This is a genomic window from Amycolatopsis vastitatis (assembly GCF_002234595.1).
Taxonomy (GTDB): domain Bacteria; phylum Actinomycetota; class Actinomycetes; order Mycobacteriales; family Pseudonocardiaceae; genus Amycolatopsis; species Amycolatopsis vastitatis.
In genome coordinates, this window is the sequence record NZ_NMUL01000039.1 from 25,309 (window position 1) to 52,019 (window position 26,711).

General features: G+C 70.7%; 24 protein-coding genes and 2 pseudogenes. 17 read left to right on the top strand and 9 right to left on the bottom strand.

Annotation, left to right across the window (positions count from 1 at the left end):
• Nucleotides 1-84: 84 nt before the first annotated feature.
• Both CF165_RS32955 and CF165_RS32960 read left to right on the top strand, forming a co-directional pair.
• Nucleotides 85-1,529 (top strand): annotated as a pseudogene (locus CF165_RS32955) (peptide ABC transporter substrate-binding protein).
• The gene (locus tag CF165_RS32960; RefSeq protein ID WP_093951496.1) at nucleotides 1,526-2,107 is read left to right on the top strand and encodes a nucleotidyltransferase domain-containing protein; all 582 of its coding nucleotides are present in this window, start codon (nucleotides 1,526-1,528) and stop codon (nucleotides 2,105-2,107) included. The pseudogene CF165_RS32955 and the gene CF165_RS32960 overlap by 4 nt, the downstream one beginning before the upstream one ends.
• Here CF165_RS32960 and CF165_RS32965 read toward each other — a convergent pair.
• Nucleotides 2,104-2,982, bottom strand: coding sequence for a LysR family transcriptional regulator (locus CF165_RS32965; RefSeq protein WP_093951497.1), 879 nt, complete (start codon nucleotides 2,980-2,982; stop codon nucleotides 2,104-2,106). The genes CF165_RS32960 and CF165_RS32965 overlap by 4 nt on opposite strands.
• A 71-nt stretch (nucleotides 2,983-3,053) precedes the next feature.
• Here CF165_RS32965 and CF165_RS32970 point away from each other — a divergent pair.
• Nucleotides 3,054-4,072, top strand: a pseudogene (locus tag CF165_RS32970) (SDR family oxidoreductase).
• On the opposite strand, the gene CF165_RS32975 reads toward CF165_RS32970, so the two are convergent.
• Nucleotides 4,069-4,833 (bottom strand): SDR family oxidoreductase, encoded by a 765-nt coding sequence (locus CF165_RS32975; RefSeq protein WP_205661037.1) that lies wholly within the window; start codon nucleotides 4,831-4,833, stop codon nucleotides 4,069-4,071. The pseudogene CF165_RS32970 and the gene CF165_RS32975 overlap by 4 nt on opposite strands.
• Here CF165_RS32975 and CF165_RS32980 point away from each other — a divergent pair.
• A complete protein-coding gene (locus CF165_RS32980; RefSeq protein WP_240521912.1) occupies nucleotides 4,832-5,464 on the top strand; it encodes a class I SAM-dependent methyltransferase in 633 nt (210 codons plus the stop codon). The two genes, CF165_RS32975 and CF165_RS32980, sit on opposite strands and share 2 nt — an antisense overlap.
• Before the next feature lie 46 nt (nucleotides 5,465-5,510).
• Here the strand turns inward: CF165_RS32980 and CF165_RS32985 are convergent, their stop codons facing one another.
• The 3 genes from CF165_RS32985 to CF165_RS32995 form a co-directional block, all read right to left on the bottom strand.
• Nucleotides 5,511-7,415 carry a S8 family peptidase gene (locus CF165_RS32985; RefSeq protein WP_093951500.1) on the bottom strand — a complete coding sequence of 635 codons (1,905 nt, stop codon included), beginning with the start codon at nucleotides 7,413-7,415 and terminating at the stop codon, nucleotides 5,511-5,513.
• Between the two features lie 136 nt (nucleotides 7,416-7,551).
• Entirely contained in the window at nucleotides 7,552-8,454 is a 903-nt protein-coding gene (locus CF165_RS32990; protein ID WP_093951501.1) for an NADP-dependent oxidoreductase, read from the bottom strand.
• Nucleotides 8,455-8,515: 61 nt separating this feature from the next.
• Nucleotides 8,516-9,088, bottom strand: a complete 573-nt coding sequence (locus CF165_RS32995) for a nucleotidyltransferase family protein (RefSeq protein WP_093951502.1) — start codon at nucleotides 9,086-9,088, stop codon at nucleotides 8,516-8,518.
• A 95-nt stretch (nucleotides 9,089-9,183) separates the two neighbouring features.
• Between CF165_RS32995 and CF165_RS33000 the strand changes: the two genes are divergently transcribed.
• A complete protein-coding gene (locus CF165_RS33000; RefSeq protein ID WP_093951503.1) occupies nucleotides 9,184-10,494 on the top strand; it encodes an HNH endonuclease signature motif containing protein in 1,311 nt (436 codons plus the stop codon).
• A 101-nt stretch (nucleotides 10,495-10,595) separates the two neighbouring features.
• Nucleotides 10,596-11,048 (top strand): GNAT family N-acetyltransferase, encoded by a 453-nt coding sequence (locus tag CF165_RS33005; protein ID WP_093951504.1) that lies wholly within the window; start codon nucleotides 10,596-10,598, stop codon nucleotides 11,046-11,048.
• On the opposite strand, the gene lpdA is transcribed toward CF165_RS33005, so the two are convergent.
• The 3 genes from lpdA to CF165_RS33020 form a co-directional block, all read right to left on the bottom strand.
• Nucleotides 11,038-12,429 (bottom strand): dihydrolipoyl dehydrogenase, encoded by a 1,392-nt coding sequence (lpdA, locus tag CF165_RS33010; RefSeq protein WP_093951505.1) that lies wholly within the window; start codon nucleotides 12,427-12,429, stop codon nucleotides 11,038-11,040. The two genes, CF165_RS33005 and lpdA, sit on opposite strands and share 11 nt — an antisense overlap.
• Nucleotides 12,430-12,819: 390 nt before the next feature.
• On the bottom strand, nucleotides 12,820-13,584 hold the full coding sequence (locus CF165_RS33015) for a lysophospholipid acyltransferase family protein (RefSeq protein ID WP_093951506.1): 765 nt from the start codon (nucleotides 13,582-13,584) through the stop codon (nucleotides 12,820-12,822).
• A 91-nt stretch (nucleotides 13,585-13,675) separates the two neighbouring features.
• Nucleotides 13,676-14,080 carry a nitroreductase family deazaflavin-dependent oxidoreductase gene (locus CF165_RS33020; protein ID WP_093951507.1) on the bottom strand — a complete coding sequence of 135 codons (405 nt, stop codon included), beginning with the start codon at nucleotides 14,078-14,080 and terminating at the stop codon, nucleotides 13,676-13,678.
• Between the two features lie 214 nt (nucleotides 14,081-14,294).
• On the opposite strand from CF165_RS33020, the gene CF165_RS33025 reads away from it, so the two are divergent.
• From CF165_RS33025 to CF165_RS33070, 10 genes are all read left to right on the top strand, one after another.
• Entirely contained in the window at nucleotides 14,295-15,335 is a 1,041-nt protein-coding gene (locus CF165_RS33025) for a LacI family DNA-binding transcriptional regulator (RefSeq protein WP_093951508.1), read from the top strand.
• Nucleotides 15,336-15,414: 79 nt separating this feature from the next.
• The gene (locus CF165_RS33030; protein WP_093951509.1) at nucleotides 15,415-16,548 is read left to right on the top strand and encodes a DUF993 family protein; all 1,134 of its coding nucleotides are present in this window, start codon (nucleotides 15,415-15,417) and stop codon (nucleotides 16,546-16,548) included.
• Entirely contained in the window at nucleotides 16,548-17,360 is an 813-nt protein-coding gene (locus CF165_RS33035) for a sugar phosphate isomerase/epimerase family protein (RefSeq protein ID WP_093951510.1), read from the top strand. Before CF165_RS33030 ends, CF165_RS33035 begins: the two co-directional genes overlap by 1 nt.
• A 51-nt stretch (nucleotides 17,361-17,411) precedes the next feature.
• Nucleotides 17,412-18,077, top strand: a complete 666-nt coding sequence (locus CF165_RS33040) for an IclR family transcriptional regulator (protein WP_093951511.1) — start codon at nucleotides 17,412-17,414, stop codon at nucleotides 18,075-18,077.
• 47 nt (nucleotides 18,078-18,124) lie between these two features.
• Nucleotides 18,125-18,835 carry a response regulator transcription factor gene (locus tag CF165_RS33045; RefSeq protein ID WP_093951512.1) on the top strand — a complete coding sequence of 237 codons (711 nt, stop codon included), beginning with the start codon at nucleotides 18,125-18,127 and terminating at the stop codon, nucleotides 18,833-18,835.
• A gap of 2 nt (nucleotides 18,836-18,837) precedes the next feature.
• Entirely contained in the window at nucleotides 18,838-20,127 is a 1,290-nt protein-coding gene (locus tag CF165_RS33050) for a sensor histidine kinase (protein WP_093951513.1), read from the top strand.
• 182 nt (nucleotides 20,128-20,309) lie between these two features.
• Nucleotides 20,310-21,701: an amino acid permease gene (locus tag CF165_RS33055; protein ID WP_093951514.1), complete on the top strand. Its 1,392-nt coding sequence runs from the start codon at nucleotides 20,310-20,312 to the stop codon at nucleotides 21,699-21,701.
• Nucleotides 21,698-22,453, top strand: a complete 756-nt coding sequence (locus tag CF165_RS33060) for a carbon-nitrogen hydrolase family protein (RefSeq protein WP_093951515.1) — start codon at nucleotides 21,698-21,700, stop codon at nucleotides 22,451-22,453. The genes CF165_RS33055 and CF165_RS33060 overlap by 4 nt, the downstream gene beginning before the upstream one ends.
• Nucleotides 22,450-24,141 (top strand): flavin monoamine oxidase family protein, encoded by a 1,692-nt coding sequence (locus tag CF165_RS33065; protein ID WP_093951516.1) that lies wholly within the window; start codon nucleotides 22,450-22,452, stop codon nucleotides 24,139-24,141. Before CF165_RS33060 ends, CF165_RS33065 begins: the two co-directional genes overlap by 4 nt.
• Before the next feature lie 80 nt (nucleotides 24,142-24,221).
• On the top strand, nucleotides 24,222-24,887 hold the full coding sequence (locus CF165_RS33070) for a TetR/AcrR family transcriptional regulator (RefSeq protein ID WP_093951517.1): 666 nt from the start codon (nucleotides 24,222-24,224) through the stop codon (nucleotides 24,885-24,887).
• 118 nt (nucleotides 24,888-25,005) lie between these two features.
• Here CF165_RS33070 and CF165_RS33075 read toward each other — a convergent pair whose 3' ends face one another.
• Entirely contained in the window at nucleotides 25,006-25,737 is a 732-nt protein-coding gene (locus tag CF165_RS33075) for a TetR family transcriptional regulator (RefSeq protein WP_093951518.1), read from the bottom strand.
• A 67-nt stretch (nucleotides 25,738-25,804) separates the two neighbouring features.
• On the opposite strand from CF165_RS33075, the gene CF165_RS33080 reads away from it, so the two are divergent.
• Nucleotides 25,805-26,677 carry an alpha/beta fold hydrolase gene (locus tag CF165_RS33080; RefSeq protein WP_093951519.1) on the top strand — a complete coding sequence of 291 codons (873 nt, stop codon included), beginning with the start codon at nucleotides 25,805-25,807 and terminating at the stop codon, nucleotides 26,675-26,677.
• Nucleotides 26,678-26,711 lie beyond the last annotated feature (34 nt).

The window sequence follows — 26,711 nt, forward strand, 5'->3', positions numbered from 1 at the left end:
TACGAGCGTGACCAATCGACGGTACGACGGAGATCAACCGGACACAACCGTCTTTCGTTGCCATCCGACTGGTAGGACTGGCGCATGCGCCTGCTCGCCCTGCTCGCCGTCCTGGCTCTCGCCGTCACGGGCTGCTCCGACCCTGATCCGGCCCGCCCCGGTGTGCTGTCCGTCGGCATCCGGGAGCCCGCGACGCTGCTGCCCGCCGACCTCGCCGACCAGGCGGGCCGGCTGGTGACCGGCGCCCTGTGGACCCCGCTCGCCGACTACGACGCGGCATCCGGGAAGGTGACACCGCGGGCCGCCGAGTCGATCACGAGCGCCGACCGGGTGCACTGGACGGTCAAGCTGCGGCCCGCCTGTTCCACGACGGCACCCCGGTCACCGCACAGTCCTACGTGGACACCTGGAAGGTGATCGCGGACTCCCGGTGGGTGTCCTCGCCGGTACTCACGAAACTGCTGCGTGCCCGCGAAATCACGGCGCCGGCCCCGGACACGATCGCACTGACGCTCGACCGGCCGTCCGGCCAGGTGCCGGCGCTGCTCTCGGCGCCGGGCCTGGTACCGCTGCCCGCGTCGGTGCTCGCTTCCCGCGACTGGGACAGCTTCGCGAAGAGCCCCGTCGGCAACGGTCCCTACCGCCTCGAAGGACCGTGGAAGCCCGGCTCCGGCGGCAACCTCAAGCGAACCGGCCAGGGCAAGGCCGCGGAGATCGAACTGCGGGTGGGCGAGCCGGCGGCCCAGTACGACGCGGTGAAGGCGGCCACGCTCGACCTCGCGACGGAGGTCCCCGGCGAAAAGCACGAAGCCATGCACGGCGACTTCGGCGACCGCCACGCGACCTGGCCGTTGCCGCGAGCCGGCTATCTGGCGTTCCCGGTGACGAACCCGCAGTTCGCGGATGCGACCGTCCGCCACGGCTTCGCGCTCGGCGTCGACCGCGCGGCGCTTGAAGCCGGCCCGCTCGCGCACCAAGTCGACCCGGCCAAGGCGTTGCTGCCACCGGCGGACGCGCCCGGCGAGCGGTCCGGCACCTGCCGCCCGTGCAGCTTCGACGCGGCGGCCGGCAAGGCCCTGCTGCGCCAGGCGGCCTTTCCCGGCGGCGCGACCGTCTACTTCGGACCCGGCGCCGAGGCGTGGACGCGGACGCTCGTGGTCGGCCTGCACAAGGCCCTGGACGTATCCGTGACCGCGCAGGCGAAACCCAGCATCGGGCCGCTGGACGGGCCGGTCACGCTCGACGTCAAGCTCGCCACGGCGAGCCCGTACGAGCTGCTGTCGGAGCTGGCTTCGGAGTCGGGATACACCGACGACGTCTTCCGCCAGAACCTCGCCCTCGCCGATGCCGCGGCGACCGCGGACGAGGCGGGCGAGCTGTACCGGCTGGCGGAAAACCAGCTGCTGCGCGACCTGCCGGTGGCCCCGCTCTGGTCGGGACACGGCCACGCCGTCTGGTCACCGCGCGTCCACGATGTCACGACGACGCCCTTCGCCGGCCCGGTGCTGTCCGGAATCGGGGTGTCATGACCTGGGATCCCGCCCCCCTGTCCGAGGTGACCGCATTGTTCTCGCGGGTGCAGGCGCCGTGGTGGATCGCGGGTGGCCACGCGATCGAACTGGCCGTGGGCCACGCGTTCCGCGAGCACGGCGATGTCGACGTCCTCCTGCTCCGGCGTGATCAGTCGGCGGTCCAGGAGGCGCTGTCATCGTGGGATTGGTGGGCGGCCGATCCACCCGGCACGTTGCGCCCCTGGCAGCGCGGCGAAATCCTGCCGATCGGCATCGACGATGTGTGGTGCCGCCCGTCGGTGACTGCGCCGTGGCGAATCCAGGTCATGCTCGACGAGGCGCAAGGCGACGAGTGGGTCGCGCGCCGGAACGGCGCCGTGCGGCGCGCCATCGCCGACCTGGGCGCGGTCTCGCCGGAAGGTGTCCCCTACCTGGCTCTCGAGGTGCAGTTGCTCGCCAAAGCCTGGGGAACCCGGCCCAAAGACGAGCAAGACTTCGCCGCGGCCCTCCCGGTCCTCGACGACAGTCAACGGCGCTGGCTGGCGAAGGCTCTCGAAACCACTTACGGGCGGCATCCGTGGCTTGATCGCCTCTAGACGGTGGCGTGCTCGACGAGGGTTTCGATGAACGCCTTGGTCAGCGGGTCGGGCTCGGCGCGCGTGTAGGCCACCAGCGTCCGGCGGACCGGCACGACCGGGCGCAGGACGCGGCCGCCGAACCCCGCCGGCAGGACGTTCGCCGGGACGAGCGCCGGACCGAGACCCGCCGCGGCGAGGATCGGCGCCGCGGCCGTCTGCTCGGTGCGGACCGCCGCACGCGGCCGGAACCCCGCCGCGGCGCACGTCTCGTCCACGAGTTCCGCAAGGCCGTTGCCCGGGGCGTAGTGCACCCACGCGCAATCGGCGAGCGTGCTCAGGTCGACCACGCCGGTGGAGTCGTCCTCCGAAGCACCGTCAGCGGGCAGCACGACGACGAAGTCCTCGACCCCCAGTTCCCGCACCGGCCCCTCCCAGCCGGTGGGCCGCGGACCGAGCGCGACATCGGCTTCTCCCGCGGTCATCGCCTCCCGCAACTCGTCGGCGTGCCGGAATTCGACGAGCCGGACATCGACCTCCGGCCGGTCACGCCGCCACACGCGCAGCGCGGGCGGCAGCACGCCGAGGGTCAGCGAGTACACCGTCGCCACCTGCAGCTCGCCCGCCGTCGCCCCGGACGCGAGCCGGGCCGCGCAGCGCGCGCGTTCGGCGTCGGCCAGCGCGGCCCGCGCGTGCGGCAGCATCGCCCGGCCCATCGGGGTGAGCCGGACGGCCCGGGGCAGCCGGTCCAGCAGCGGCCCGCCGAGGCTGCGCTCCAGCGCCCGCATCTGGTGTGACAGCGCCGGCTGCGTCACGTGCAGCTGTTCGGCGGCGCGGGTGAACGACCCGGTGTCGACCACCGTGACCAGGTATTCGAGCTGCCGCAGACTTGCCATGAACTCAGCTTATCGACTTGGTGACAAGTAAGCCTTGGACTCATCACAGCCGCATGAGCAGCCTTGAGGTCATGAGGCGCAAGATCGCCCTGGTCGCCGGGGCCCACGGAATCATCGGCAAGAACCTGGTCGAGCACCTGCGAGCGGACCGTGGCTGGGACGTCGTCGGCCTTCCCGCCGCGGCGGACCGGGAACGGTGGCCGTCGACCTGCTCGACCCCGCCGACACCCGCGCGAAAGCCGGCTCCCTGCCCGGCACGACCCACGTGTTCTACGCCGCCTACCAGGACAAACCGACGTGGGCGGAACTCGTCCCGCCGAACCTGGCGATGCTGACCAACCTCGTCGACGCGGTCGAAGCGGCAGCACCCGGGCTGGAGCACGTCAGCCTGATGCAGGGCTACAAGGTCTACGGCGCGCACCTCGGCCCGTTCAAGACCCCGGCCCGCGAGACCGACGCGGGGCACATGCCGCCCGAGTTCAACGTCGATCAGCAGGCGTTCCTGGAACGGCGGCAGGGGTCGTGGACGTGGTCGGCGATCCGGCCGTCGGTGGTCGGCGGGACCGCGCTGGGCAACCCGATGAACCTCGCGCTGGTGATCGCGGTGTACGCGTCGATCTCGAAGGAACTCGGGCTGCCACTGCGGTTCCCCGGCAAACCCGGCGCGTACGGCAGCCTGCTGGAGGTGACCGACTCGGGGCTCCTGGCCGAGGCGACGGTGTGGGCGACCGGGCACCGGGGCGCGTTCAACATCGCGAACGGCGACCTGTTCCGCTGGAGCGAGCTCTGGCCGAAACTGGCGGCGTACTTCGGCCTCGAGGCCGCGCCGCCGCTGCGGATGTCCCTGGCCGAAGTCATGGCCGACAAAGGACCGCTCTGGACATCGATGGCTTCGAAATACGGTCTTTCGGCGTCCTATGCCGACGTGTCGGCATCGTGGGCGTTCGGCGATTTCGTGTTCGGCTGGGACTACGACATGTTCGCCGACACGTCGAAGTCACGACGGGCGGGTTTTCACACCTATGTCGAGACCGAGCAGATGTTCTTCCGGCTGTTCGACGAGTTCCGCAAGGCGCGGGTGATCCCCTAGCCGCGGCCGATGAACGGCATGGTCGTCGCGGTGATGGTGAGGAACTGGACGTTGGCGTCGAGCGGCAGCCCGGCCATGTAGAGCACGGCGTCGGCCGCGTGCCGCACGTCGAACGTCGGCTCGGCGACGACCCGGCCGTCGGCCTGTGGGATGCCGGCGGCCATCCGTTCGGTCATCTCGGTGGCGGCGTTGCCGATGTCGATCTGCCCGCAGGCGACGTTCCAGGCCCGGCCGTCCAGCGAGATCGACCGCGTCAGCCCGGTGACAGCGTGCTTCGTCGCGGTGTAGGCGACGCTCGCCGGCCGTGGCACGTGCGCGGAGATCGAGCCGTTGTTGACGATCCGGCCGCCGCGCGGGTCCTGGTCCTTCATGAGCCGCACGGCCTGCCGGGCGCAGAGGAACATCCCGGTCAGATTGACGTCGACGGTGCGTTTCCAGTCCTCGACGGACAAGTCGGCGACGGTCCCGCCCGCGGAGATCCCGGCGTTGTTGACCAGCAGGTCAAGCCCTCCCCAGTTCGCACGGACGGCCTCGAAGAGCGCGCCGACGGAGTCTTCGTCGGAGACGTCGGTGGGAACCACCAGCGCACCCTCGGCCCCGGCTGCGGTCTCGGCCAGCGCCTCGGCGCGGCGTCCGGCCAAGGCGACTTGGTAGCCGTCGTCGAGCAGGGCTCGCGCCACGGCCCGGCCGATCCCCGATCCCGCTCCGGTGACCACCGCGGTCTTCGCCACTGCGCCTCCTCGGTGCCAGACTGCCGTCATGGGGCTTCGCGAAAGTTTCCAAGCCGGGCTGGCCCGGCAACTCGGCCACCCTAGCGGCCTGCGGGGCCGCGTCGTCGGCGCGATGCTCAACCGCCGGAACCGGGCGGCGGTCGTGAAGGCGGTCGCGGCGCTGGAGCTGTCCGGTACCGAAACGGCATTGGACATCGGTTTCGGCGGCGGGCTGGGGCTTGAGCTGATGCTTCGCCAGGCGGCCGCGGTCCACGGCGTGGACATCTCGGCGGCCATGCTCGCCCGGGCACTCAGCGGGTTCGGCGACGAGATCGCCGCGGGCCGGCTGCGCCTGCACGAAGGCTCGATGACGGCGTTGACGCTCGACGACGATGCGGTCGAGGCGATCGTCTCGACGAACACGATCTACTTCGTCGACGATCTCGGAGCCGCCTTCTCGGAGGTCGCCCGCGTGCTCGCACCCGGCGGCCGGTTCGTGCTGGGCATCGGCGATCCGGACCTGATGGGCCGGTCGAAGATGCTGACCGGCAACGGCTTCCGCATCCGTCCCGTGGACGAGGTGAAGACCGCGCTGGGCACCGCGGGCCTCCCGGTGACCCGGCACGAGCAGTTCAGCCACAGCGGCCTCGGCTTCCACCTGCTGATCAGCGGACCACAATGACGAAACGGGGGCCCGGCGAACCGGACCCCCGTTTCGGACGGGAGACTTACTTCGGCTGCACACCCAGCGCGGCCAGCGCCGGGCCCGCCATGATCACGCCGTTACCGGTCACCGTGTCGAACCCGGGGGTGCCCAGGTCGATCGACGAAGACACCAAGGCCGTGCGGATCTGGGCCGGGGTCGCCGTCGGCCGGCCCGAAAGCAGCAGCGCCGCGATCGCCGCCGCGTGCGGGGCCGCCGCCGACGTCCCGAAGAACGGCTGGAAGCCGGTCACCGAGGTCGCGACGCCGTCGGCCGCGGTGATGTCCGGCTTGTTGCGAACCGTGCCGCCGGTCGAGGACACGTTGCCGGGGGTGATCGCGGTGCCGTCGGCGTTGTAGAACAGGCGCCGCTTGCCGTCGGAGGAGAACCGCTCCCACTTGCTCGACGCGGTGAACAGGCCGGGGTACGGGCCGGCCGGGTTCGCCGGGTCACCGGTCTCCAGCGGACGGCTGAACGCGGCCGCCGCCGGAGCCGCCGCGACGCTGAACGCGTTCGCCGCGGCCGAGTGGCCGTTCGTGACGCCGTTGGTGCTGAACGCCTTGAGCGAACCCGAGGCCACGAACCGGCCGCGAATGACGTTCAAGGCGATGAACCGGTCGGCGCCGCTGTACTTGACCACCGCGACCTTGTAGCCGGAGCCGGTGGTGGGCACATTCGCGATCTCGTACGGGTTCTGCGCGCCGGACTGGCCGTTCTCGCTGGAGGCCACGACGCTGCCCGAGGAGTTCAGGATGAACAGGTCGTAGTCGTTGGCGGACTTGCCCCACGGGTCGGACCAGAACAGCGTCACCGGCTTGCCGAGCGAGCCCGCCGAGAGCGCGTCGAAGTTCTGCGTGGTGCTGCTCGGGTCGAAGTCGTGCGGGGTTCCGGTGACACCGCTGATCTTCGTCGAGGAGGCGCGGAAGTCGCCTTCGTAGTAGCCGCTGGTGCCGTCGGTCGCGTTGCCCGAGTTGCCGGCCGAAGAGAAGTACAGCGCGCCTGCCGCGGTGACGTCGTTGACCGCCTGCGCGACCTGGGTGTCCTGGAACGGCGATTCGTCGAAGTAGGAGACGTCGTCGACGATGATCTGGCATTTGCCGGTGCTGCGCAGCGCGCGGATGTTCGCGGCGAAACTGGCCTCGCTGGTGAACGCCGTCGCGAAGCCGAGCGTCGCGTTCGGCGCGAGGTCGTGGATGATCTCGAGCATCGCGGTGCCCTCGTCGCCACTGCCCTTCTGGCCGGACAGGACGTCGACCGCGGGCAGTTCGCCGGCGCCCTGGGATTTCGCCAGCGAGTCGACGCCGTCGGAAAGCACGCAGACCTTCACGCCGGAGCCGCTGACGCCATACGTCGTGCGGGCGGTGTCGGCGCCGTGCGCCTTGTCGCCTTCGGAGACCTGGGTCGCGGCCGCGGCCTGCGTGGCGAGGGCCTGGCGCAGGTCCCGGTTGCCCGGCTCGCTCCAGGTCGTGGCCTGGGCCGCGGGCTTCACCTCGGCGACGTCGGCCCGGCCGGCGATCGCGTCCAGCGCGGACAGCGCCAGGTCGGCGCGGACGGCCCCGTCCGCCGAGGTGTAGCGGACGATGCCGCCCGCCGCCCGGACGGCGCTCGCGACGGCCTTGCCGTGAGCGGCGATGTCGACGGCGACGGTGCCGGCGGCGCTGACACCGACGCCGGAGCGGTAGTCGGGCAGCTTCGCGGCGAGGGACCGGTCGGCCCGCAACCGCTTCTCGACGACCAACTGGCTCGATTGCTTGCGCTCCGCGGGGCTCAGGCTCTTCTTGATGCTCTGCAGCGCGCTGATACCCGCCTCGGTGCGCGCGGTCGCCGCGTCCACGGTGGACGGCTGCGCCGCCGAGACCCCCGTCGTCAGCAGCAGGGCGCCGACCGTCAGCGGAACCGCGTGCGCGGCGACCCGGCTGAATCTCACCATCGATGTCTCCCTGTAATACTCGGCCGCTCGACCGAATGACACCCGATCGGGCGTAATGGGGAGAATCTAAGGAGTGCCCGCTCACCGGTCCACCGACCAAAGTCGGGAACACCCGCAGGTCCACATACTGGAACGGTCAGGAAAACGTGAGAACGATTTTTCCCCGGCCGTGTCCCGTCTCGACCTCCCGATGGGCGGCCGCTGCCTCGGTGTACGGATAGACGCGGCGCACGTGGAACCGCAAGTCACCCTTGGCGTAAAGCGCGGCCAATTCGGCGAGCCGCGCCGCGGAGCGTCCGGACTTCGAGACCAGCACGCCGAGCTCCGCAGCCCGGTCGTGATCGACGAGAGTGAGGATCCGGCGCCGGTCCTTCACCAGTTCGAGTGAGATGTCAAGTGCGGGACCACCCGCGCCGTCAAGCACGACGTCGATCCCCTGTGGCGCGGCGGCCTCGATGCGCTCCTTCAGTCCTTCGCCGTAGACAACGGGGGTCGCGCCCAGCTCCAGCAGGTAGCCCTGGTTCGCTTCGCTCGCGGTGCCGACCACCTTGGCGCCCTGGAGTTGCGCGAGCTGGACCGCTGCGGTGCCCACCGACCCGGCGGCGCCGTGGACGAGCAGCGTCTCGCCTTCCTGCAGGTGCAGCGTTTCCAGCGCGATCGACGCGGTCTGCGTGCCGGCCGTGAATCCGCCGGCGACCTCCCAAGGCATTTCGGGCGGCTTCGGCGTCACGTCGGTAGCGGGCACGATGACGTACTCGGCGGCGGCCTGCACAGCGGTGAAGCCCAGCACTTCGGTGCCTACCTCGATGTCCTCGCCGCCTTCGTCGACGACGCCGGCGAATTCGTTGCCGGGAACCCGCGGCCAGCCCAGGTTCAGACCCGGCGGCTCCCACCCGGCGCGAACGGCGGCGTCGTAGGGCTGTACCCCGGCGGCCTTCACCCGCACCCGCACCTGCCCTGGTCCGGCATGCGGCTCCGGCAACTCGAGAACGCGGAGTACGTCCGGCCCGCCGAACTCGGTGAACGCAGCGGCTTTCATCGGTTCCCTCCAGGTTGTCGCTTGCTCCACCCCCATCCTGGAACTTCCAGCTCACTGGAGGTCAAGCCCACGGCCGCACTTTCAGCTCGGGCCATTGGCTTTGCCATCGGGCTGCTTTGCGTTCGTAGACTTCCCGCGGGGCGAGCACCGGGTTCGGCCGGACGACCAACGCGAAGAGGTCATCACAACCGTGTGGCGCGTGGAAGTGCCAGCTCCCGTCGCGTTCGATCCGGACGCCGACGCACGAACAGATCGCCGGGAAGGCGTCGATGGCTTGCTCCGTGGTAAGGAAAGGACGGCAGGGAACGCCGAACTTTCCTTCGTACCAGAGGTGCACTCGGGCTTCGTTGCGCACTTCCACCTCGGCCGGGAGATCTTCGCACGCGGCGCCGACCATGCGGATCACCCGGTCTTCGGCTTCCCAGCCCAGGTTTTGCGCATCGTGGTAGAAGAGGTCGTAGTCCTTGATTCCCTGCGTCGCCTCGCGCCCGGTCAGCACGTTCCACACGGTCTGCACGACGCAGCCCGCCGTGAGATACCACCGCGGGAGTTCGAGCTGTCTTGCGCGATCGAGCACTTCGACGAGGACTTCGTTGTGCTGCAACATGTTCCGGAGCCGCCCGAGGTCAGCCATGACTCGACCCTACCGCAGATCTTCACCCGATCGAGTGGCCAATTTTGCCGCCGTAGCCCCCTTTTCTGTCGGTGCCTGTCCCTAACGTCGCCACCATGACCACAACCGAAGCACCTGTCCAGAACATCACCGACAACGAAGTCCGCAAGGCCATCGTGCACTACCTCAGGCGCGAAGACCGAGCGTTCCGCCTTCGTTCGAAGCAGATCGAGCACCTGACCGACAACGGCATCGTCCGCGTCATGCAGGCCGCCGCATCCGAAATCGCACGGCTCGAAGCGCTCCAGGTACGCGCCGCGGCCACACTGAGCCGAAGACGCGGGAATCCGCGCAGCACCGAGGCGGAGCTCTCCCTCGCTCTCTCCGTCACGACACGTCACGCGGGCGCGATGATCGCGACAGCCGAGGCACTGACCAGCCGCCTGCCCGACACCTTCGGGCTCATGGAACGCGGCCGGCTCGATCTGGCGCGCGCGATGAAGGTCACCAACGCGACAGCATGGCTCACCGACGATGCTGCGCGGGGCGCCGATGCGAGTCTCGCGTTGCGCTTGGCGGGCAAGAATTCCACGGAAGTCCGGAAAGCAGCGACGTATGCGGCGAAGATGGCGGATCCGGAGGGCGCCGAACGACGAACACGCGAACGGCGCGCGGCGCGTTGCCTGACATTGATCCATCAGGATTCGGGCACGGCGACGCTGTCCCTCGACCACGCGCCGGCCGAGAAGGCCGCCGCGGCGTATGCCCGGGTCAACGGGATGGCCAAGGCGCTGAAGACGAGCGACGAGCCCCGCACACTGGACCAGCTGCGCGCCGACGTCGCACTGGACCTGCTGCTGAGCGCGGAAGTCGGCGGCACTCCCCCGCGCATGGAGGGATTTCTGTACCTGGACCTGGCCACCTACCTGGGCCTGAACGAGAACCCGGCGGAACTCGCTGGCCACGGGACCATTTCCGCAGCCCTCGCCCGCGAACTCCTCGCCGGCCCGGACACGATTCTGCGCCGGATCATCACCGACCCCCTGACTGGCCAGGTCCACGACCTCGGCCGTACTCGTTATCGCCCCACAGCGGCCATGGCGGAGTTCGTCCGGGTCCGCGACCGCGAATGCCGCCGCCCCGGCTGCGCCCGCCCGGCGCAGGCGTGCGAGATCGACCACGTCACCGACTGGCACCACGGCGGCCCCACAAGCACAGCGTCACTGGCCGCGTTCTGCAGCTGCGACCACCACCTGAAGGACGAACCGGGGTGGCACTACGCCCTGGCCGAGGACGGCACCCTGACGATCACCACTCCGGCCGGCCTCATCCACCGCTCGACCGCACCGCCGTTGCACGCTCCGCGCACGCCACAGAACAGTGCTCACCCGCGTACCTCGCACCCGCCCCAGAACGACGCGGCTTAGACCTGGTCTCATGACTCTGACTGGGCGTATCGCGACGCTGCCCCGGCCGTTCGATCGGCAACGAACCGAAACTGTCGGTACTCCGCCGTAGGCTCGGCGCCATGGACAAGATCGAAATCTCCCGCGCCAACCCAGCGCAGGCCGACGTCCTGACCGCCCTGATGCATGCCTCTTCGGCCTACCAAGGCGAATACGCGTCCATCTTGGACGGCTACGCGGTCACGCCCGAGTACATCGAAAGGAACCCGACCTTCACCGCCATGACGGGCGACGAACTCCTCGGCTTCTACGCGCTGCTGACAGAGCCGCCGGAACTCGACATCCTCTTCGTCGCGGACGACGCGCAGGGGCTTGGCATCGGCGCGCGCCTGATAACGCACATGCTTGCCGAGGCCCGAGAACGCGAGATCAAAAGCGTCCGCGTCGTCTCCCACCCGCCTGCGTCGCCGTTTTACATCCGCATGGGCGCACGGCGCACCGGCACGATCCCACCGAACCCTCCGAAGGTCCGCTGGGAGCGGCCGGAGCTCCGCTTCGACGTCCCTACATGTTGATCATGTGGCCCGCGAGACCGTGGATCGCTTCCTTCACCGCTTCACCCAGTGTCGGGTGAGCATGGACGTTCCGCGCCACTTCGTGCACCGTCAGATCCCACTGCTGGGCCAGCGTCAGCTCCGGCAGCAGCTCCGTGACGTCCGGCCCGATGAGGTGGCCGCCGATCAGCTCGCCGTATTTCGCGTCGCTGATCAGCTTGACGAAGCCACCCGCGTCGCCGAGGCCCTGGGCCTTGCCGTTGGCCGTGAACGGGAACTTCGCCACCTGGACGTCGAACCCCTTCTCACGAGCCTGCTCCTCCGTCCAGCCGAAGCTCGCGATCTGGGGCTGGCAGTACGTCGCGCGCGGGATCATCGGGAAGTCGAGTTCCATCGTGTCCGCGCCCGCGATCGTCTCCGCAGCCACCACACCCATCGACTCGGATGCGTGCGCCAACATCAGCTTCGCCGTCACGTCGCCGATCGCGAAAATATGCGAGACGTTCGTGCGGCCTCGGCCATCGACGGCGATCGCTCCTCGATCAGTGAGCGCGACGCCCGTCTTCTCCAGGCCGTAGCCCTCCACCCGCGGTTGGAAGCCGATCGCCTGCAGGACTTTGTCCGCCTCGAGGACCTGCTCACCGTTCTTCTCCGAAGACACAGTGACGCGCACCGACGTGCCCGAGTCGTCGATCGACTCGACGCGGGTCGACGTCAGCACCTTGATGCCGAGCTTGCGGTACCGGCGCGCCAGCTCCGCCGACACCTCGGCGTCCTCCAGCGGCACCATCCGGTCGAGGAACTCGACGATCGTGACGTCGACGCCGTAGTTGTGAAGCACATACGCGAACTCGACGCCGATCGCGCCCGCGCCGGCAATGACGATGCTCGACGGCAGCTCGCTCGAAAGGATCTGCTCCTCGTAGGTCACCACGCGGGAGCTGCGCGACGTCCCGGGCAGCAGCCGCGTGGTCGCACCCGTCGCGATGATGCAGTGGTCGAACGTCACCTGCGAGCCGTTGACCTCGAGGGTGTGGTCGTCGACGAAGGTGCCGTGCCCGTCGAACTCGGTGATCTTGTTCTTCTTCATGAGGAAGTGCACGCCCTTGACGCGCCCGTCGGCGACCTTCCGGCTCCGCTCGTAGGCGGCCGTGTAGTCGACGCGGATCGGGCTGTCGGACGAGATGCCGAACGCCTTCGCCTCCTGCGTCACCACGTGCGCCAGTTCGGCGTTGCGCAGCAGCGCCTTCGACGGGATGCACCCGACGTTCAGGCAGACGCCACCCCAGTACTTCTCCTCGACAACCGCGGCGCTGAGCCGCAGCTGGGACGCGCGGATCGCCGCGACGTAGCCGCCCACCCCGGCCCCCAGCACGACGACATCAAAGTGTTGTGCACTCATGAGCCGAAACTACCCCTTTCCGCATCGCCGAGCGGAGTGACGGTGCTCGCTCGACCGCCGAGGTGGCCGCGCAGTGTCGCGGTCACCTCCTCGTCACGCTCTTCGGGCAAGACGTGGCCGCCATCCAGCATGCGGGTCCGCAAGTCGGGCACCGCGAAGTCCCGACCGCTGCGGGTTCGACGGGCAGTTCGGTGCCGGACACTGCCACAGGGCGGCAACGGCCATCCCCAGCCTGCGGCCGACCGTACGGACCGCCGGCCTCGTATTCCGCGGTCGTCGTCGCCTGGTAGTCCACACCGCCGCAGTCGCCACCGTACGGAATCGCTCGTGAGCATCCCCGGAAGGTCGCGGACGGCAGATGTCCTCCGCTTCCGGAACCCGCCCGGCGGCTCAGGCGGCGATCGGCGGCTGCTCCCCGCGGACCGAGGCCAGCAGCGACGTCACCGCCGCCATGATCCGGGCCGTCGCCTCTTCCAGCACCGCGCGGGTCAGCTCCCGGCCGACGAGGTCCGAAAGGTCGACCGGCGGCCCCGCGACCAGGTCCACCGTCTTTCGAGGCACCCCGCGCGGCAGCCACGTCGTGACCGGCAGCAGGTGGTGGGTTCCCCAGTTGGCCACCGGGACCACCGGGGCCCCGGTCTCCAGCGCGGCCCGGACCACGCCGGTCTTGCCGCGCATCGGCCAGCCACCGGGGTCGTTCGAGAACGTGCCTTCCGGGAAGATCGCGACGCACTCGCCTGCCCGCACGGCGGCGACCAGGTCGCGGTAGGCCTCCGCAGCCGTCGCCGCGCCACGGTAGACCGGGATGTGCCGCCCGGAGCGCATCACCGCGCCGACCACGGGCAGCTTCCAGAGCGAGGCCTTCGCCAGGTAGCGCGGTACGCGGCCGGCGGCGAGGCAGAACGCTGTCAGCGTCGTCGGGTCGGCGAACGACAGGTGGTTCGACGCCACCAGCACCCCGCCTGACCGGGGGATGTGCCGCGAGCCCCGCACGCGGAAGCGGGTCGTCTGGACGAGGAACTGCCAGACCACCTCGATCGCGAGGCTGTACCAAGCGCCCCGGCCGGCGCGGGCGAAGCGCCGGCCGTAGGCGATCATCTGGCGTCGGGTGAGCAGCTCACCTTCGGTGTCCAGGGCGGTCCAGCGGTCGGTCATGACTGTCATTCGTAGTCCACGACCGGCCGGTCGGGTCCCGGCGCGCGCCGAACGCGGCGCAGATCACAGCAAAAAGTTCACCGCGGGAAGGTCACAGGCGCTCGAGCACCACCACGGGGATTTCGCGGTCGGTCTTCTTGGCGTACTCGTTGTAGTCCGGCCAGACCGCGGCGAGCTTCTCCCACAGCTTGGCGCGCTCCTCACCGGAGCTGGTGCGGGCGCGTGCCTTGAACTTGTCGGCCTTGATCTGGACCCCGACCTCGGGGTGCTCGACGAGGTTGAAGTACCAGCCGGGGTGGCTCGGCGCGCCGCCCTTCGAGGCCACGATCACCGGGTTCCCGTCGACTTCCTGGTAGATCAGGGCGAACTTGCGCTCCTGCCCGGTCTTGCGGCCCTTCGTGGTCAGCACCAGGGTCGGGACGCCTTCCTGCCAGTCGTGGCCGACCTCGCCGTCGGTCTCCTCGTAGCGGCGGACGTGCTCGTCACCGAACAGCATGTGTGGTTCCTTTCGCGATCCTCTGGTGTGGCTAGCTCACCACTTGACGGTTCCCCTGGACAGGAACACCCACACCGCCGTGGATCTTCCCCGGCCGCTTTTCACTCGATCGGGGTACGTTCGCCGAGTAGCGGTTTCTCCGTCCGCGTTCGACTCCCAGTAGATTGCACCGACCGAGCACACGCGAACGCCCGAGACCGATCTTGGAGGAGCCATGAAGGCCCGGCCGCACGTGACACTGGAAGATGTGGCACGCAGCGCGAACGTCTCGCTCGCGACGGCGTCGCGGGTGCTCAACGGCACCGCGTCCGTCCGCGCCGATCTGCGGGAGCGGGTCTCCGCCGCCGCGGCCGAGCTGGCCTACGCCCCGAACGCCCATGCGCAGGCCCTCGCCGGCGGCACCCACCGCACGGTCGGCGTGATCTGCCACGACGTCAGCGACCCGTACTTCGCCGCGATCGCCGGTGGCGTGATGCGGGTGGCCACCGACAACGGGCTGCTCGTGATGCTGGCCGGCACGTTCCGCGACCCGGATCGCGAAGTCGCCTACGTATCGACGCTGCGCGCGCAGCGGGCCGCGGCCATCCTGCTGATCGGCTCGGCGTTCGAAGACCGGGCGTGGGAGCGGGCGATGGCCGCCGAACTGGAGCCCTACCGCCGCGGCGGCGGTCAGGTCGCGGCCGTCAGCCGCCATCGCGGGCTCAAGATCGACACCGTCCAGCCGGACAACAAGGGTGGTGCCGCGGAACTGGCGAAGGCGCTGGTCGGCCTCGGGCACAAGCGGTTCGCCGTCCTGGCCGGGCCGCGGCGGTTGAGCACCGTGATCGACCGGCTGGCCGGCTTCTCCGATGAGCTCGCGGCGCAGGGGATCGAATTGCGCGAAGACGACGTCTTCGAGGCCGCGTTCAGCCGCGACGGGGGGTACGAAGCCACGAAGCGGCTACTCGCCGGCCGCAAGCGCAAGCTGCCGACCTGTCTCTTCGCCGTCACCGACGTGATGGCGATCGGCGCGCTGACGGCGTTGCGGGAGGAAGGCGTGTCCGTGCCCGGCGACATCTCCGTGGCCGGCTTCGACGATATCCCGGTGGTCCGCGACCTGGCCCCGGCCCTGACCACCGTGCGGCTGCCGCTGGAGGAACTGGGCGAACGGGCGATGGACATGGCGATCAAGGGGTCCACGGGCACCCGGCCGCGGACGGTCCGGCTGTCCGGCGAGGTCGTCCTGCGCGAAAGCACCGCACGCCCCAAGCGCTGACCCGGACGGGCCTTGTCGTGCTCCGGCACAGGCCCTACCGTGGATTGAGAAAGCGCTTTCTGACGTCTCGGAGGTCCCGATGCTCGTGCTCCCGGTTCCCGGCGGGGGGCTCCTGAACTGGTCGCCGTCCGGGCCGCCGCTCCCGGAGCCACCGAAGACGCCACCGGCGTCGCGGATCGTCTACGCCGCCGCGCACGTCGTCGCGGACGCGCTGGCCGACGAGCCCTACGCCGTGGACTGGAACACGACGCTGGCCTTCCGCGAGCACCTCTGGTCGTGCGGGCTGGGCGTCGCGGAGGCGATGGACACCGCGCAACGCGGCATGGGCCTCGACTGGGCGACGACGCAGGAGCTGGTGACGCGCACCGGTGCCGTCGCCGCCGGGCGGCGCTGGTGCGCCGGGGTCGGCACCGACCAGCTGCCCGCCGGCCCGGCGACTGTCACCTCCATTGTGGACGCCTGGCGCGAGCAGCTGGACCTGGTGTCGCGTGCGGGCGCGATCCCGGTCGTCATGGCCAGCCGGGCGCTGGCCGCGGCGGCGACCGGCCCCGACGACTACCACGCGGCGTACGGGAAGCTGCTCTCCGAGGCGAGCGGGCCGGTCCTGCTGCACTGGCTGGGCGAGCAGTTCGACCCGGCGCTGGCCGGCTATTGGGGCCACGGCGACGTGCGGGCCGCGGCTCGCGAACTGGCCGCGCTCTGCGCCGAGCACGCCGGCACGATCGCCGGGGTGAAGGTCTCAGTGCTGGACGCCGAGATCGAGACCGAATTCCGGCGGGCGCTTCCCGACGGCGTCGCCTGCTACACCGGCGACGACTTCAACTATCCCGAACTCATCGCCGGGGACGGCGAAGGCCACAGTGAGGCCTTGCTCGGGATCTTCGACCCCATCGCGCCGGTCGCCGCGGCCGCGCTCGCTCGCCTCGACGAAGGCGACCGCGCCGGGTTCGGCGCACTGCTCGACCCCACCGTGCCGCTCTCCCGCGAGATCTTCCGCGCGCCGACCCGGCACTACAAGACCGGCGTCGTCTTCCTCGCTTACCTCAACGGCCACCAGGAGCACTTCCGGATGATCGCCGGCCAGGAGTCCGCGCGCACGATCACCCACCTCGCGACGCTGCTGCGGCTCGCCGACGAGGCCGGTGTGCTCGCCGACCCCGATCTGGCCGTGGCCCGGATGCGGCCGCTGCTGCAGGCCGCGGGGGTGGCGTGATGGACCCCAGGCTGAGCCTCAACCAGATCACCACCAAGGCCTGGTCGCTGCCCGAAGCGGTGGCCGGCTGCGCGGCGGCGGGCGTCGGCTGGATCGGGCTGTGGCGTGACAAGGTGGCCGAAACCGGCGTCGACGAAGCCGCGCGGGTGCTGAAGGAGCACGGTGTGCGGGTTTCGTCGTTGTGCCGCGGTGGGTTCTTCACCGGCGTGACGCCGGAGGGGTCTCCTGTGGACGGTGTGGCCCAGACCCGGGAGGCGATCGACGAGGCCGCCGCGCTCGGCGCCGACGTCCTCGTGCTGGTCGTCGGGGGGATCGCGGGCAACGACCTGGCCGCGTCCCGGCAGCGGGTCGCGGACGCCGTGGGTGAGCTCGCGCCGTACGCCGGGGAGCGCGGGGTACGGCTCGGCCTGGAGCCGCTGCACCCGATGCAGTGCGCGGACCGCTCGGTGCTGTCCACTGTGGATCAAGCACTGGCGGTCGCCCGGGAGCACCCCGCCGAGCAGGTCGGCGTGATCGTGGACGAGTTCCACGTCTGGTGGGACCCGCGGATCGAGGAGTCGATCGCCGCGGCCGCCGGCCGGATCGCCGGGTTCCACGTGTGCGACGTGCTGGTGCCGCTGCCCGACCCGCTGCTGGGCCGCGCGCTGCCGGGCGACGGCCCGATCGACCACCGCCACCTGCGTGCCTGCGTCGAGGCCGCGGGCTACACGGGCCCGATCGAGGTCGAGGTGTTCAACGCCGGGCTGTGGGCGCGGCCGGGCGCGGAAGTGCTCGCCGAGACCGTTGCGGCGTTCGAGCGACACGTGGCCTGAGCCGTCCGTCCGCCGATACGCTGGATCCATCACGCGGACGGGGGTCGCTCGATGCACGCGGACGACGAGGGAGCGGTCCGCAGCGTGCTGCGCACCTTCGACCTGCTCGCTCTCTTCACGGAACGCTCCCGGACCTGGGCGGTGAAGGACCTCACCGCGGCGAGCGGCCTGGCGAAGACGACGCTGTTGCGGCTCGTCGCCACTTGTGAACAACGCGGCCTGCTCTGGACGCGCCCGGACGGGCGGATCACCGTCGGGCCCGGGATGCTCCGCTGGGCGCAGCTGGCGAACACGGCGTGGCAGCTGCCCGAGCCGGTCCGGCAAGTGCTGCGCGACCTGGCGCGGGAGTGCCGGGAGACGGCGAACCTCTACGTGCGCAGCACCAGCGTGCTGGTCTGCGTGGCCCAGGAGGAAGGTCCGCAGGCCATCCGGCACGTGGGCCACGTGGGTGACGAGCTGCCGCTCGAGTGCGGGGCCGCCGGGCAGGTCCTGGCCGGCGAGGCCGAAGATGCCGCGGTCTGCCACGGTGAGCCGGAGGCGGGCGCGTCGAGTGTCGCCGCGCCGGTGCGCGACGGCGACGGCCGGGTGCTGGCGGCGCTGGCGATCACGGGTCCCAGCAGCCGGTTCGGCAGCGCCGAAGTCGCTGCGTTAAGCGCGGCCGTCGTCCACGCTTCGCGGCGGATATCGCGGATCGGCCTCGGTACCCGGGCGGAATAGACCACAACGCCACGGCTTCCGCCGCATCGTTGGTTAGGCTGCCCGGCATGCCGAACCTGCTGGTGGTGGAAGACGACGCGGCTATCGGCAGCGTGCTCGAATCGACCCTGCGACTGCACGGTTACCAGGTGTGCTGGCGACGCGACGGGCGGACCGCCCTGCAGGCTGCCGAAGCGGGCGAGTTCGACCTCATCCTGCTCGATCTCGGCCTGCCCGACTTGGACGGCGTCGAGGTCTGCCGCCGCCTGCGGGCCGCGTCGCCCTCCGCGGTGCTGGTCATCCTCACCGCGCGGCAGGAGGAGATGGACGTCGTCGTCGGCCTCGACGCCGGGGCCGACGACTACCTCACCAAGCCGATCCGGCTGGGCGAGCTGCTGGCGCGGGTGCGGGCGCACCTGCGCCGCGGCGCACCGGCCGGGGCCCGGCCGCCGGTGACCGTCGGGGGGCTGATCGTCGACATCGCCGGCCGGCGCGCCACCTTGCACGGGCGCGAGGTGGTGCTGCGCGCCAAGGAGTTCGACCTGCTGGCCCGGCTCGCCGAACAGCCCGGGGTCGCCGTCAGCCGCGAGACGCTGATGTCCGAGGTCTGGGACGCGCACTGGTACGGCTCGACGAAGACGCTGGACGTGCACATCGCGGCGGTGCGCCGCAAGCTCGCGTCGGCGGCCGGGCCCGACGCCGAGGTGCCGCGGATCGCCACCCTGCGCGGGCACGGCTACCGGCTGGAGGACCCGGCCCGGTCCGTGGCCGAAGGGTAGCCGTGCGCCGCCGGATCACGTCGCTGACGGTGCTGGCCGCACTCGTCGCCACCGTACTGTTCGCGCTGCCGCTGGGCATCGCGGTGTGGCAGTACTACCACGACGACGCGAAAGGCGACCTGGAGCGAGCCGCGGACGCCGCCGCCCTCGCCGTGTCGGAAGACCTGACTGCCGGGCGGCGGCCGACCGTGCCCGCGCTCGACGAGGACGACGACGAAGCCGAGGGCGAGGTCGGGATCTACGCCCCGGACGGGCGCCTGCTCGCCGGGCGCGGGCCCGCCGTCGGCGGCGCGGTCGAGCGGCAGGCGGCAAAGGCCACGGTGGACGTCGTCATCGGCCGCGAAGGCGACGAAATAGCGCTGGCGGTGCCGGTGGTCAACGGCCCTCGGGTGACTGGCGTAGTCCGCGCCGCGCTGCCGCTGTCTCAGCTGCGGCAGCGGATCATACTGACCTGGCTCGGCATGGCCGGGCTCGCGATCGTGACGACCGGGGCGAGCTGGCTGCTGGCCCGCCGGTTCACCACCCGGCTCGTCCGGCCATTGGAGGAGCTCGCCGCCGCGGCCGAACGGCTCGGCGACGGCGACTTCACCGCCCGGTCGCCGCGTGCGGGCATTCCCGAGATCGACCAGGTCGGCGAGACACTGGACGCCACCGCCGCCCGGATCGGCGAGACGCTGGAGCGGGAGCGCGCGTTTTCGGCGGAGGCGTCGCACCAGCTGCGCACGCCGCTGACCGGGCTGCGCCTGCAGCTCGAAGCCGCTCTGGAGACACCGGCGGCGGACCCGTACGCGGCGATCCGCGCCGGCATCGCGTCCGCCGACCGGCTGGAACGCACCATCGAGGACCTCCTGACGCTCGGACGGGAACGCCGGGCACCGCGCGCCGCACTCGACCTCGAAGCCCTGCTCGACGAGGTACGGCAGGCCGGCAATGCCCTGCTCGAACCGCGTGGGCGGGCGATCCGGATCATCCGGCAGGACCCGCCGCCGGCGCATGCGGCGGCCGCGGCGGTCCGGCAGGTGCTCGGAGTGCTGCTGGACAACGCGGCGACGCACGGGCAGGGCACCGTCACGGTGGTGGCCCGGGACGCCGGCGACGCGCTCGCCATCGACGTCGCCGACGAGGGCCCCGACCTCGGCGAGACCGACCCGTTCGCGACCGCGCCCACCGGCCACGGGATCGGCCTGCCGCTGGCCCGCAGCCTCGCCGAAGCCGAAGGCGGGCGGCTGCGGCTGAGCCGGCCGGACCCGCCGACGTTCACGCTGCTGCTGCCCGCCGACAGTCCGGTGTGACGAACCGGGCATCAACGGTGATCGAGGAGGCCTCACCCGTGATTGGAGGGGCATCACGGGTGATACGAGTGGAACGATTCGCCACGATTCGATCCCCTTGTGCAATGAACCACCTGTGATTCATCTGTGCGCGCAACGTTCTCCTGTTTTGCGCGCCCAGGACGGCCGATACCGTCGTCGGCATGAATCTGCGAGCCGCGACGGTGCGGCGGAAACCGGTCGCCGATCTGGTCGCCGAAGGTGATCATGGCACGTTGAGGCGGTCGCTCGGTCTCGGGCAGCTCACCATGCTGAGCATCGGCGCGACGCTGGGCAGCGGGATCTTCGTCGTGCTCGGCGAAGCCGTCCCGGTGGCCGGCCCGGCGGTCGTGCTCTCGTTCGTGCTCGCCGGGATCACCGCGTTGTTCTCGGCACTGTCCTACGCCGAGCTCGCCGGCATGATCCCGTTGTCCGGCTCCTCGTACTCCTACGCCTACGCCACGCTCGGTGAGCTGGTCGCCTGGGTGTGTGGCTGGTGCCTGGTCCTCGAATACGGCGTCTCGGTGGCGTCGGTGGCCGTCGGCTGGGGCCAGTACCTCAACGAGCTGCTGCGGCTGGCCTTCGGGTTCGCGATCCCGGACGCGCTGAGCCAGCCGCCGGGCTCGGGCGGTGTCGTCAACGTGCCCGCCATCCTCGTCGTCGTTCTCGCGATGCTCCTGCTGCTCTCCGGCGCGAAGGAGAGCGCGCGGGCCAACGCGGTCATGGTCGTGGTCAAGATCGGCACGCTGGTGTTGTTCTGCGCGATCGCGTTCAGCGCGGTCAAGGCCCGCAACTTCACGCCGTTCCTGCCGCTCGGGCTGGCCGGGATGAGCGCGGGCGGGGCCAAGCTGTTCTTCTCCTACATCGGGTTCGACGCGGCGTCGACCGCCGGCGAGGAGGCGAAGAACCCGCAGCGCGACCTGCCACGCGCGATCCTGCTCTCCCTCGGCATCGTCACCGTGCTGTACTGCCTGGTCGCCGTGGCCGCCGTCGGCGCGCTGCCGTGGCAGGAGTTCGACGGCCAGGAGGCGGCGTTGTCGCACGTGCTGGCCGTCGTGTCGGACAACCCGTTTTGGGCCGGGCTGCTCGCCGTCGGCGCGATCGTCGCGATCTCCAGCGTCGTGCTGACCGTTTTGTACGGACAGACCCGCATCCTGTTCGCGATGTCCCGCGACGGCCTGGTGCCGGCGTCTCTGTCCAAAGTGGATGCCAAGTCGGGCTCGCCGCGGATCAACACCCTCGTGGTCTCGGGCTTCGTCGCCATTCTGGCCGCGTTCATCTCCCTGGGGAAGCTCGCGGACGCCACCAGCATCGGGACGCTGTTCGCGTTCGGGCTGGTCAACGTCGCCGTCCTGCTGCTGCGGCGGCGCCAGCCCGACCGGCCGCGCTCGTTCCGCGTGCCGCTCTCGCCGGTCACGCCGATCCTGGGCGTGCTGTGCTGCGCGTACATGATGCTCAGCCTCGACGGCGCCACCTGGGTGGTCTTCGGCGCCTGGATGACGGTGGGCCTGCTGATCTACTTCGGCTACGGCGTCCGGAAGTCGAGGCTGGCATGAGGGTCGCAGTCCACCAGGGGCCGTTCGCGGACCTCCCGGACGTGGTCCGGGAGTCCGGCGCCGACCTGGTCGTCACCGCCGAGATGATCACCACCGGCTACCACATCGGGGAACGCACGCACGAACTCGCCGAACCGGCCGGCGGCGCCGCCGCCGCCCGGCTGTCCGCGCTGGCGAAGGAAACCGGCGTCGCGCTGGCGTACGGCTACCCGGAGAGCGACGGCGGGCACGTCTACAACAGCGTCCAGCTCGTCGACGCGGCCGGGCGGCGGCAGGCGAACTACCGCAAGACGCACCTGTTCGGCGACCTCGACAAAGCCTGGTTCACCCCTGGCGACGAGGCGGTGGTGCAGGCCGACGTCGGCGGCGTCCGGATCGGCCTGCTGATCTGCTACGACGTCGAATTCCCGGAGCTGGTCCGCGCGCACGCGCTCGCCGGCACTGAGCTGCTGGTCGTGCCGACCGCGCTGATGAGCCCGTACGAGCTGGTCGCCGACACGCTCGTGCCCGCGCGGGCCTACGAAAGCCAGCTGTTCGTCGCCTACGCCAACCGCTGCGACACCGAGCGGGAACTCACCTACTGCGGGCGGTCCTGCGTCGTGGCGCCCACCGGCGAGGTGCTCGCCCGCGCCGGGGCCGGCCCCGGGGTGATCGCCGCCGACGTCACCCGTGACGCGCTCGTCGCGTCGCGGGCGGAAAACACCCACCTGGCCGATCGACGGCCCAACCTGTACCGAGGAATCACCGCATGACCGCCGCCGTCCCGACCGCGATCCACCACGACGAACCGGCGGGCCGCCCGATCACGATGTTCGGCCCCGACTTCCCGTTCGCCTACGACGACTACCTCGCCCACCCCGCCGGGCTGGGCTCGGTGCCCGCCGGCCGGCACGGCACCGAGGTCGCCGTGATCGGCGGCGGCCTCTCCGGCATCGTCGCCGCGTACGAGCTGATGAAGCTGGGCCTGCGGCCGGTGGTGTACGAGATCGCCGAGATCGGCGGCAGGCTGCGCACGGTGCGGTTCCCCGGCTGCCCGGACGACGTCGTCGCCGAAATGGGCGCCATGCGCTTCCCGCCCGCGTCGACCGCGCTGTACCACTACATCGACAAGGCCGGGCTCGAGACCACGCCGTTTCCGAACCCGTTGGCGCCCGGGACGCCGAGCACCGTCGTGGACCTGAAGGGGCAAAGCCACTACGCGCGGACGCCGGAAGAGCTGCCCGCTGTCTTCGGCGAGGTGGCCGCGGCCTGGGACCGGACGCTCGCCGAGCAGGCCTGTTTCGCCGAGATGCAGACGGCGATCCGCGACCGTGACGCGAAGACGATCAAGCGGCTGTGGAACGAGCTCGTCCCGCGGCTGGACAACCAGACGTTCTACGGCTTCCTCTGCGGCTCCCCCGCGTTCGCCTCCTTCCGCCACCGCGAGATCTTCGGCCAGGTCGGCTTCGGCACGGGCGGCTGGGACACCGACTTCCCGAACTCCATCCTCGAGATCCTGCGCGTGGTCTACACGGGCGCCGACGACGAGCACCGCAGCATCGTCGGCGGCAGCGGGCAGCTGCCACGGCGGCTGTGGGAACACGCTCCGGACGAAATCGCTTTTTGGCCGGCGGGGACGAGCCTGAGCACGCTGCACGGCGGCCGGCCGCACCCCGGCGTCGCGCGACTGCACCGGACCGCGCCCGGCAACATCACCGTGACCGACGTCGACGGCCACATCAAGACGTTCCCCGCCGCCGTGTTCACCGCGCAGAGCTGGATGCTGCTCTCGCAGATCGAATGCGACGAAGCGCTGTTCCCGATCGACCACTGGACGGCGATCGAGCGCACGCACTACATGGCGTCGTCGAAGGTGTTCGTGCCGGTCGACCGGCCGTTCTGGCTGGACCGCGACCCGGCGACCGGCCGCGACACGATGAGCATGACGCTCACCGACCGGATGCCGCGCGGCACCTACCTGCTCGGCGACGACCCCGCGAAGCCCGCGGTGATCTGCCTGTCCTACACGTGGGCCGACGACTCGCTGAAGTGGCTGCCGCTGCCGGTGAGCGAGCGCGTCGAGGTGATGCTGCAGTCGCTGCGGGAGATCTACCCCGGCGTCGACGTCCGGCGGCACATCATCGGCGACCCGGTGACCGTGTCGTGGGAGGCGGAACCGCACTTCATGGGCGCGTTCAAGGCCAACCTGCCGGGACACTACCGCTACCAGCACCGGCTGTTCACGCACTTCGTCCAGGACGAGCTCCCGGCGCGCTACCGCGGTCTCTTCCTGGCGGGTGACGACATCTCGTGGACGGCGGGCTGGGCCGAGGGCGCGGTCCAGACCGCGCTCAACGCCGTTTGGGGCGTGCTGCGCCATTTCGGCGGTGAGACCGATCCGGCGAATCCGGGGCCCGGTGACGGCTTCGCGGACATCGCGCCGATCACTCTCCCGGACTGACCGTGCCCCGATCGTGGTACCGCTTCCGACATCGTGCTGATTGAGCTGCCCGGGCCAACCGGCCATGCGACGATGGGGCGATGAACACCGAGCCGGCGCCGAGATGGCGAAGACTGGAACCGGACGAGCGAAAGGAACAGATCTACGCTTGTGCGGCGCGGCTGTTCGGTGAACGTCCCTACTCCGAAGTGTCCACTTCGGACATCGCCGCGGCGGCGGGCGTCGCGCGCGGGCTGATCAACCACTACTTCGGCACGAAACGCGAGCTGTACCTCGAAATCATCCGCCGGGCGCTGACCGTGCCGCGGCTGGCCGTCGAAATCCTCCCGGACGGGCCGCTGGACCTGCGGGCCGACGTCGCCATCGAGTGGTTCCTGGACATGGTCACCAGCCAGGAGCGGATGTGGCTGGCCGCGATCGCGCCCGAGGGGATCGGCCGGGACCTCGAGGTGGAGCGCATCCTCGAAGAAGCCGACCGCGAATCCGCCGACCGCGTGCTGGAAGCCGTCGGGCTGTCCCGGGAGAGCGACCACGGGCCCGAGCTCAACGCGCTCGTGCGCGCGTTCGGCGGAATGGTGAAGTCGGCGGGCCGGGAATGGCTCGTGCGCCGGTCACTGACGCGCGCCCAGGTGCACCTGCTGCTGTCGAAGTCGCTGGTGACACTGGTCGGCGAAATCTTCCCGGCCATCCAGGCGCAGCCGCCGCGGACCGCACCGCCGGCGCCGCGGCACGGCGGCCTCGAATAGCCCCAGAAAGACCGAAGCCCCCGGCGCCACGAGGGGGAGGAGGGCGCCGGGAGCTCCGGGTCGATGGACGAACCACCGACCTACCCCCACCGTACGCGGTAGCACTGTCAAGTCACTGTCAGCTCGCCTCGTCCGATTCGCGAAGTTCGTCCAGCCGGTGCGCGAGGCCGTCGAGACACCGCCGGACAGCGTAGTCGTAGAGCTGCGCGTAATAGCCCGACGCGAGTTCGGGGTCACCCATCAGGTCGTGCATCGCCTCACCCAGCTCCGCCATTCCCGGCAGGTCGTCGCGCTCCCGGTAGGTCGCGTACGCCTCGGTGTTGTCGATGCGCAGGGCGAGCGCGCCGTCGCGGTCGTCCTCCATCGCCACGAACTGGCAAGCGGTCATCAGCAGCAGGTTGTACGCCAGCACGCTTTCGCGGCCGAACCCCGCCTTCAGCAGGACGCCGATGCCCGCGTCGATGCTGCGGGTGGCTGCTTGGACGGACGGGCCGAACAGCGCGAGCCGGCGCGCACAGCCCGGGTAGGCGCGCAGCAGCGCCCGCAGCCCGGCCAGCAGCTCGGTGAACCACTCCTGCCACGGCAGCCGTTCGTCGGGCAGCTCCAGGAGGCCGACCACCCGGTCGACGACGGCGTTCACCACCGCGTCCCGGTCGCCGACGTGGTGGTAGATCACCGCCGGGTACGCCTCGACCGCGCGGGCGAGCTCCCGCAGCGTCCAGTTGTCGAGGCCGCGCTGGCCGGTCAGCTCCGTGGCCGCGCCGATGATGCAGTCGGCCGTGAGGGCAGGCAGTCCCGCCGCGGCGCGCGACCGGGGGCGCTGTCCCGTGCCCGAGGATGAGGTCGGCATGGGGCGTAACGGTAACCGCACCGGCCGTACCGGTGCCAGCACCGCGCGAGTACGGCAGGATCGGGGTATGGCACGTGCACAGGCCAACGGTCTCGAGTTCGAGTACGACACCTTCGGCGACCCGGCGAACCCGGCGCTGGTCATGGTGATGGGCCTCGGCGCCCAGATGATCACCTGGGAGGACGGCTTCTGCGAGCTGCTCGCCGGCCGCGGGTTCTTCGTCGTGCGCTACGACAACCGGGACGTCGGGCTCTCCAGCTGGCTCGACCACCTGCCCGCGCCGGACCTGGCGGCGATCGCCGGCGGCGACCTGACGACCGCGCCGTACCGGCTTTCGGACATGGCCGACGACGCGGTCGGGCTGTTCGACGCGCTCGGCATCGGGCGCGCGCACGTCGTGGGCGCGTCGATGGGCGGGATGATCGTGCAGCAGCTGGCCATCGACCACCCCGACCGGCTGCTGAGCCTCACGTCGATCATGTCGACCACCGGCGACCCGGCGGTCGGCCGGGCCGAGCCGTGGGCGCTGGCGCTGCTGTCGCGGCCGCCGGCGAACACCCGTGAACAGGCCATCGCCGACAGCGTCGAGGGTTACCGGCGGCTCGGCTCCCCCGGCTACCCCGACGACGAAGCCTTCCTGCTGGCCAAGGCGGCTCTGCACTACGACCGCGCACGCCACCCGGTGGGCACGCTGCGCCACGCCGCGGCGGTGGTGGCCTCCGGCGACCGCACCGCGGGGCTGCGTTCGGTGCGGCTGCCGGCGCTGGTCGTGCACGGCGACGCCGATCCGCTGATCGACGTCAGCGGCGGCAAGGCGACGGCGGAGGCGATCCCGGACGCGGAGCTGGTCGTCATCCCGGGCATGGGGCACAACCTGCCCCGCGCGGTCTGGCCGGAGCTCGCCGACGCGATCAGCCGCGTGACCGCCCGGAGTAAATAAGACGTAAAGATCCGGCAGTCCCCGCGTAGGGAAA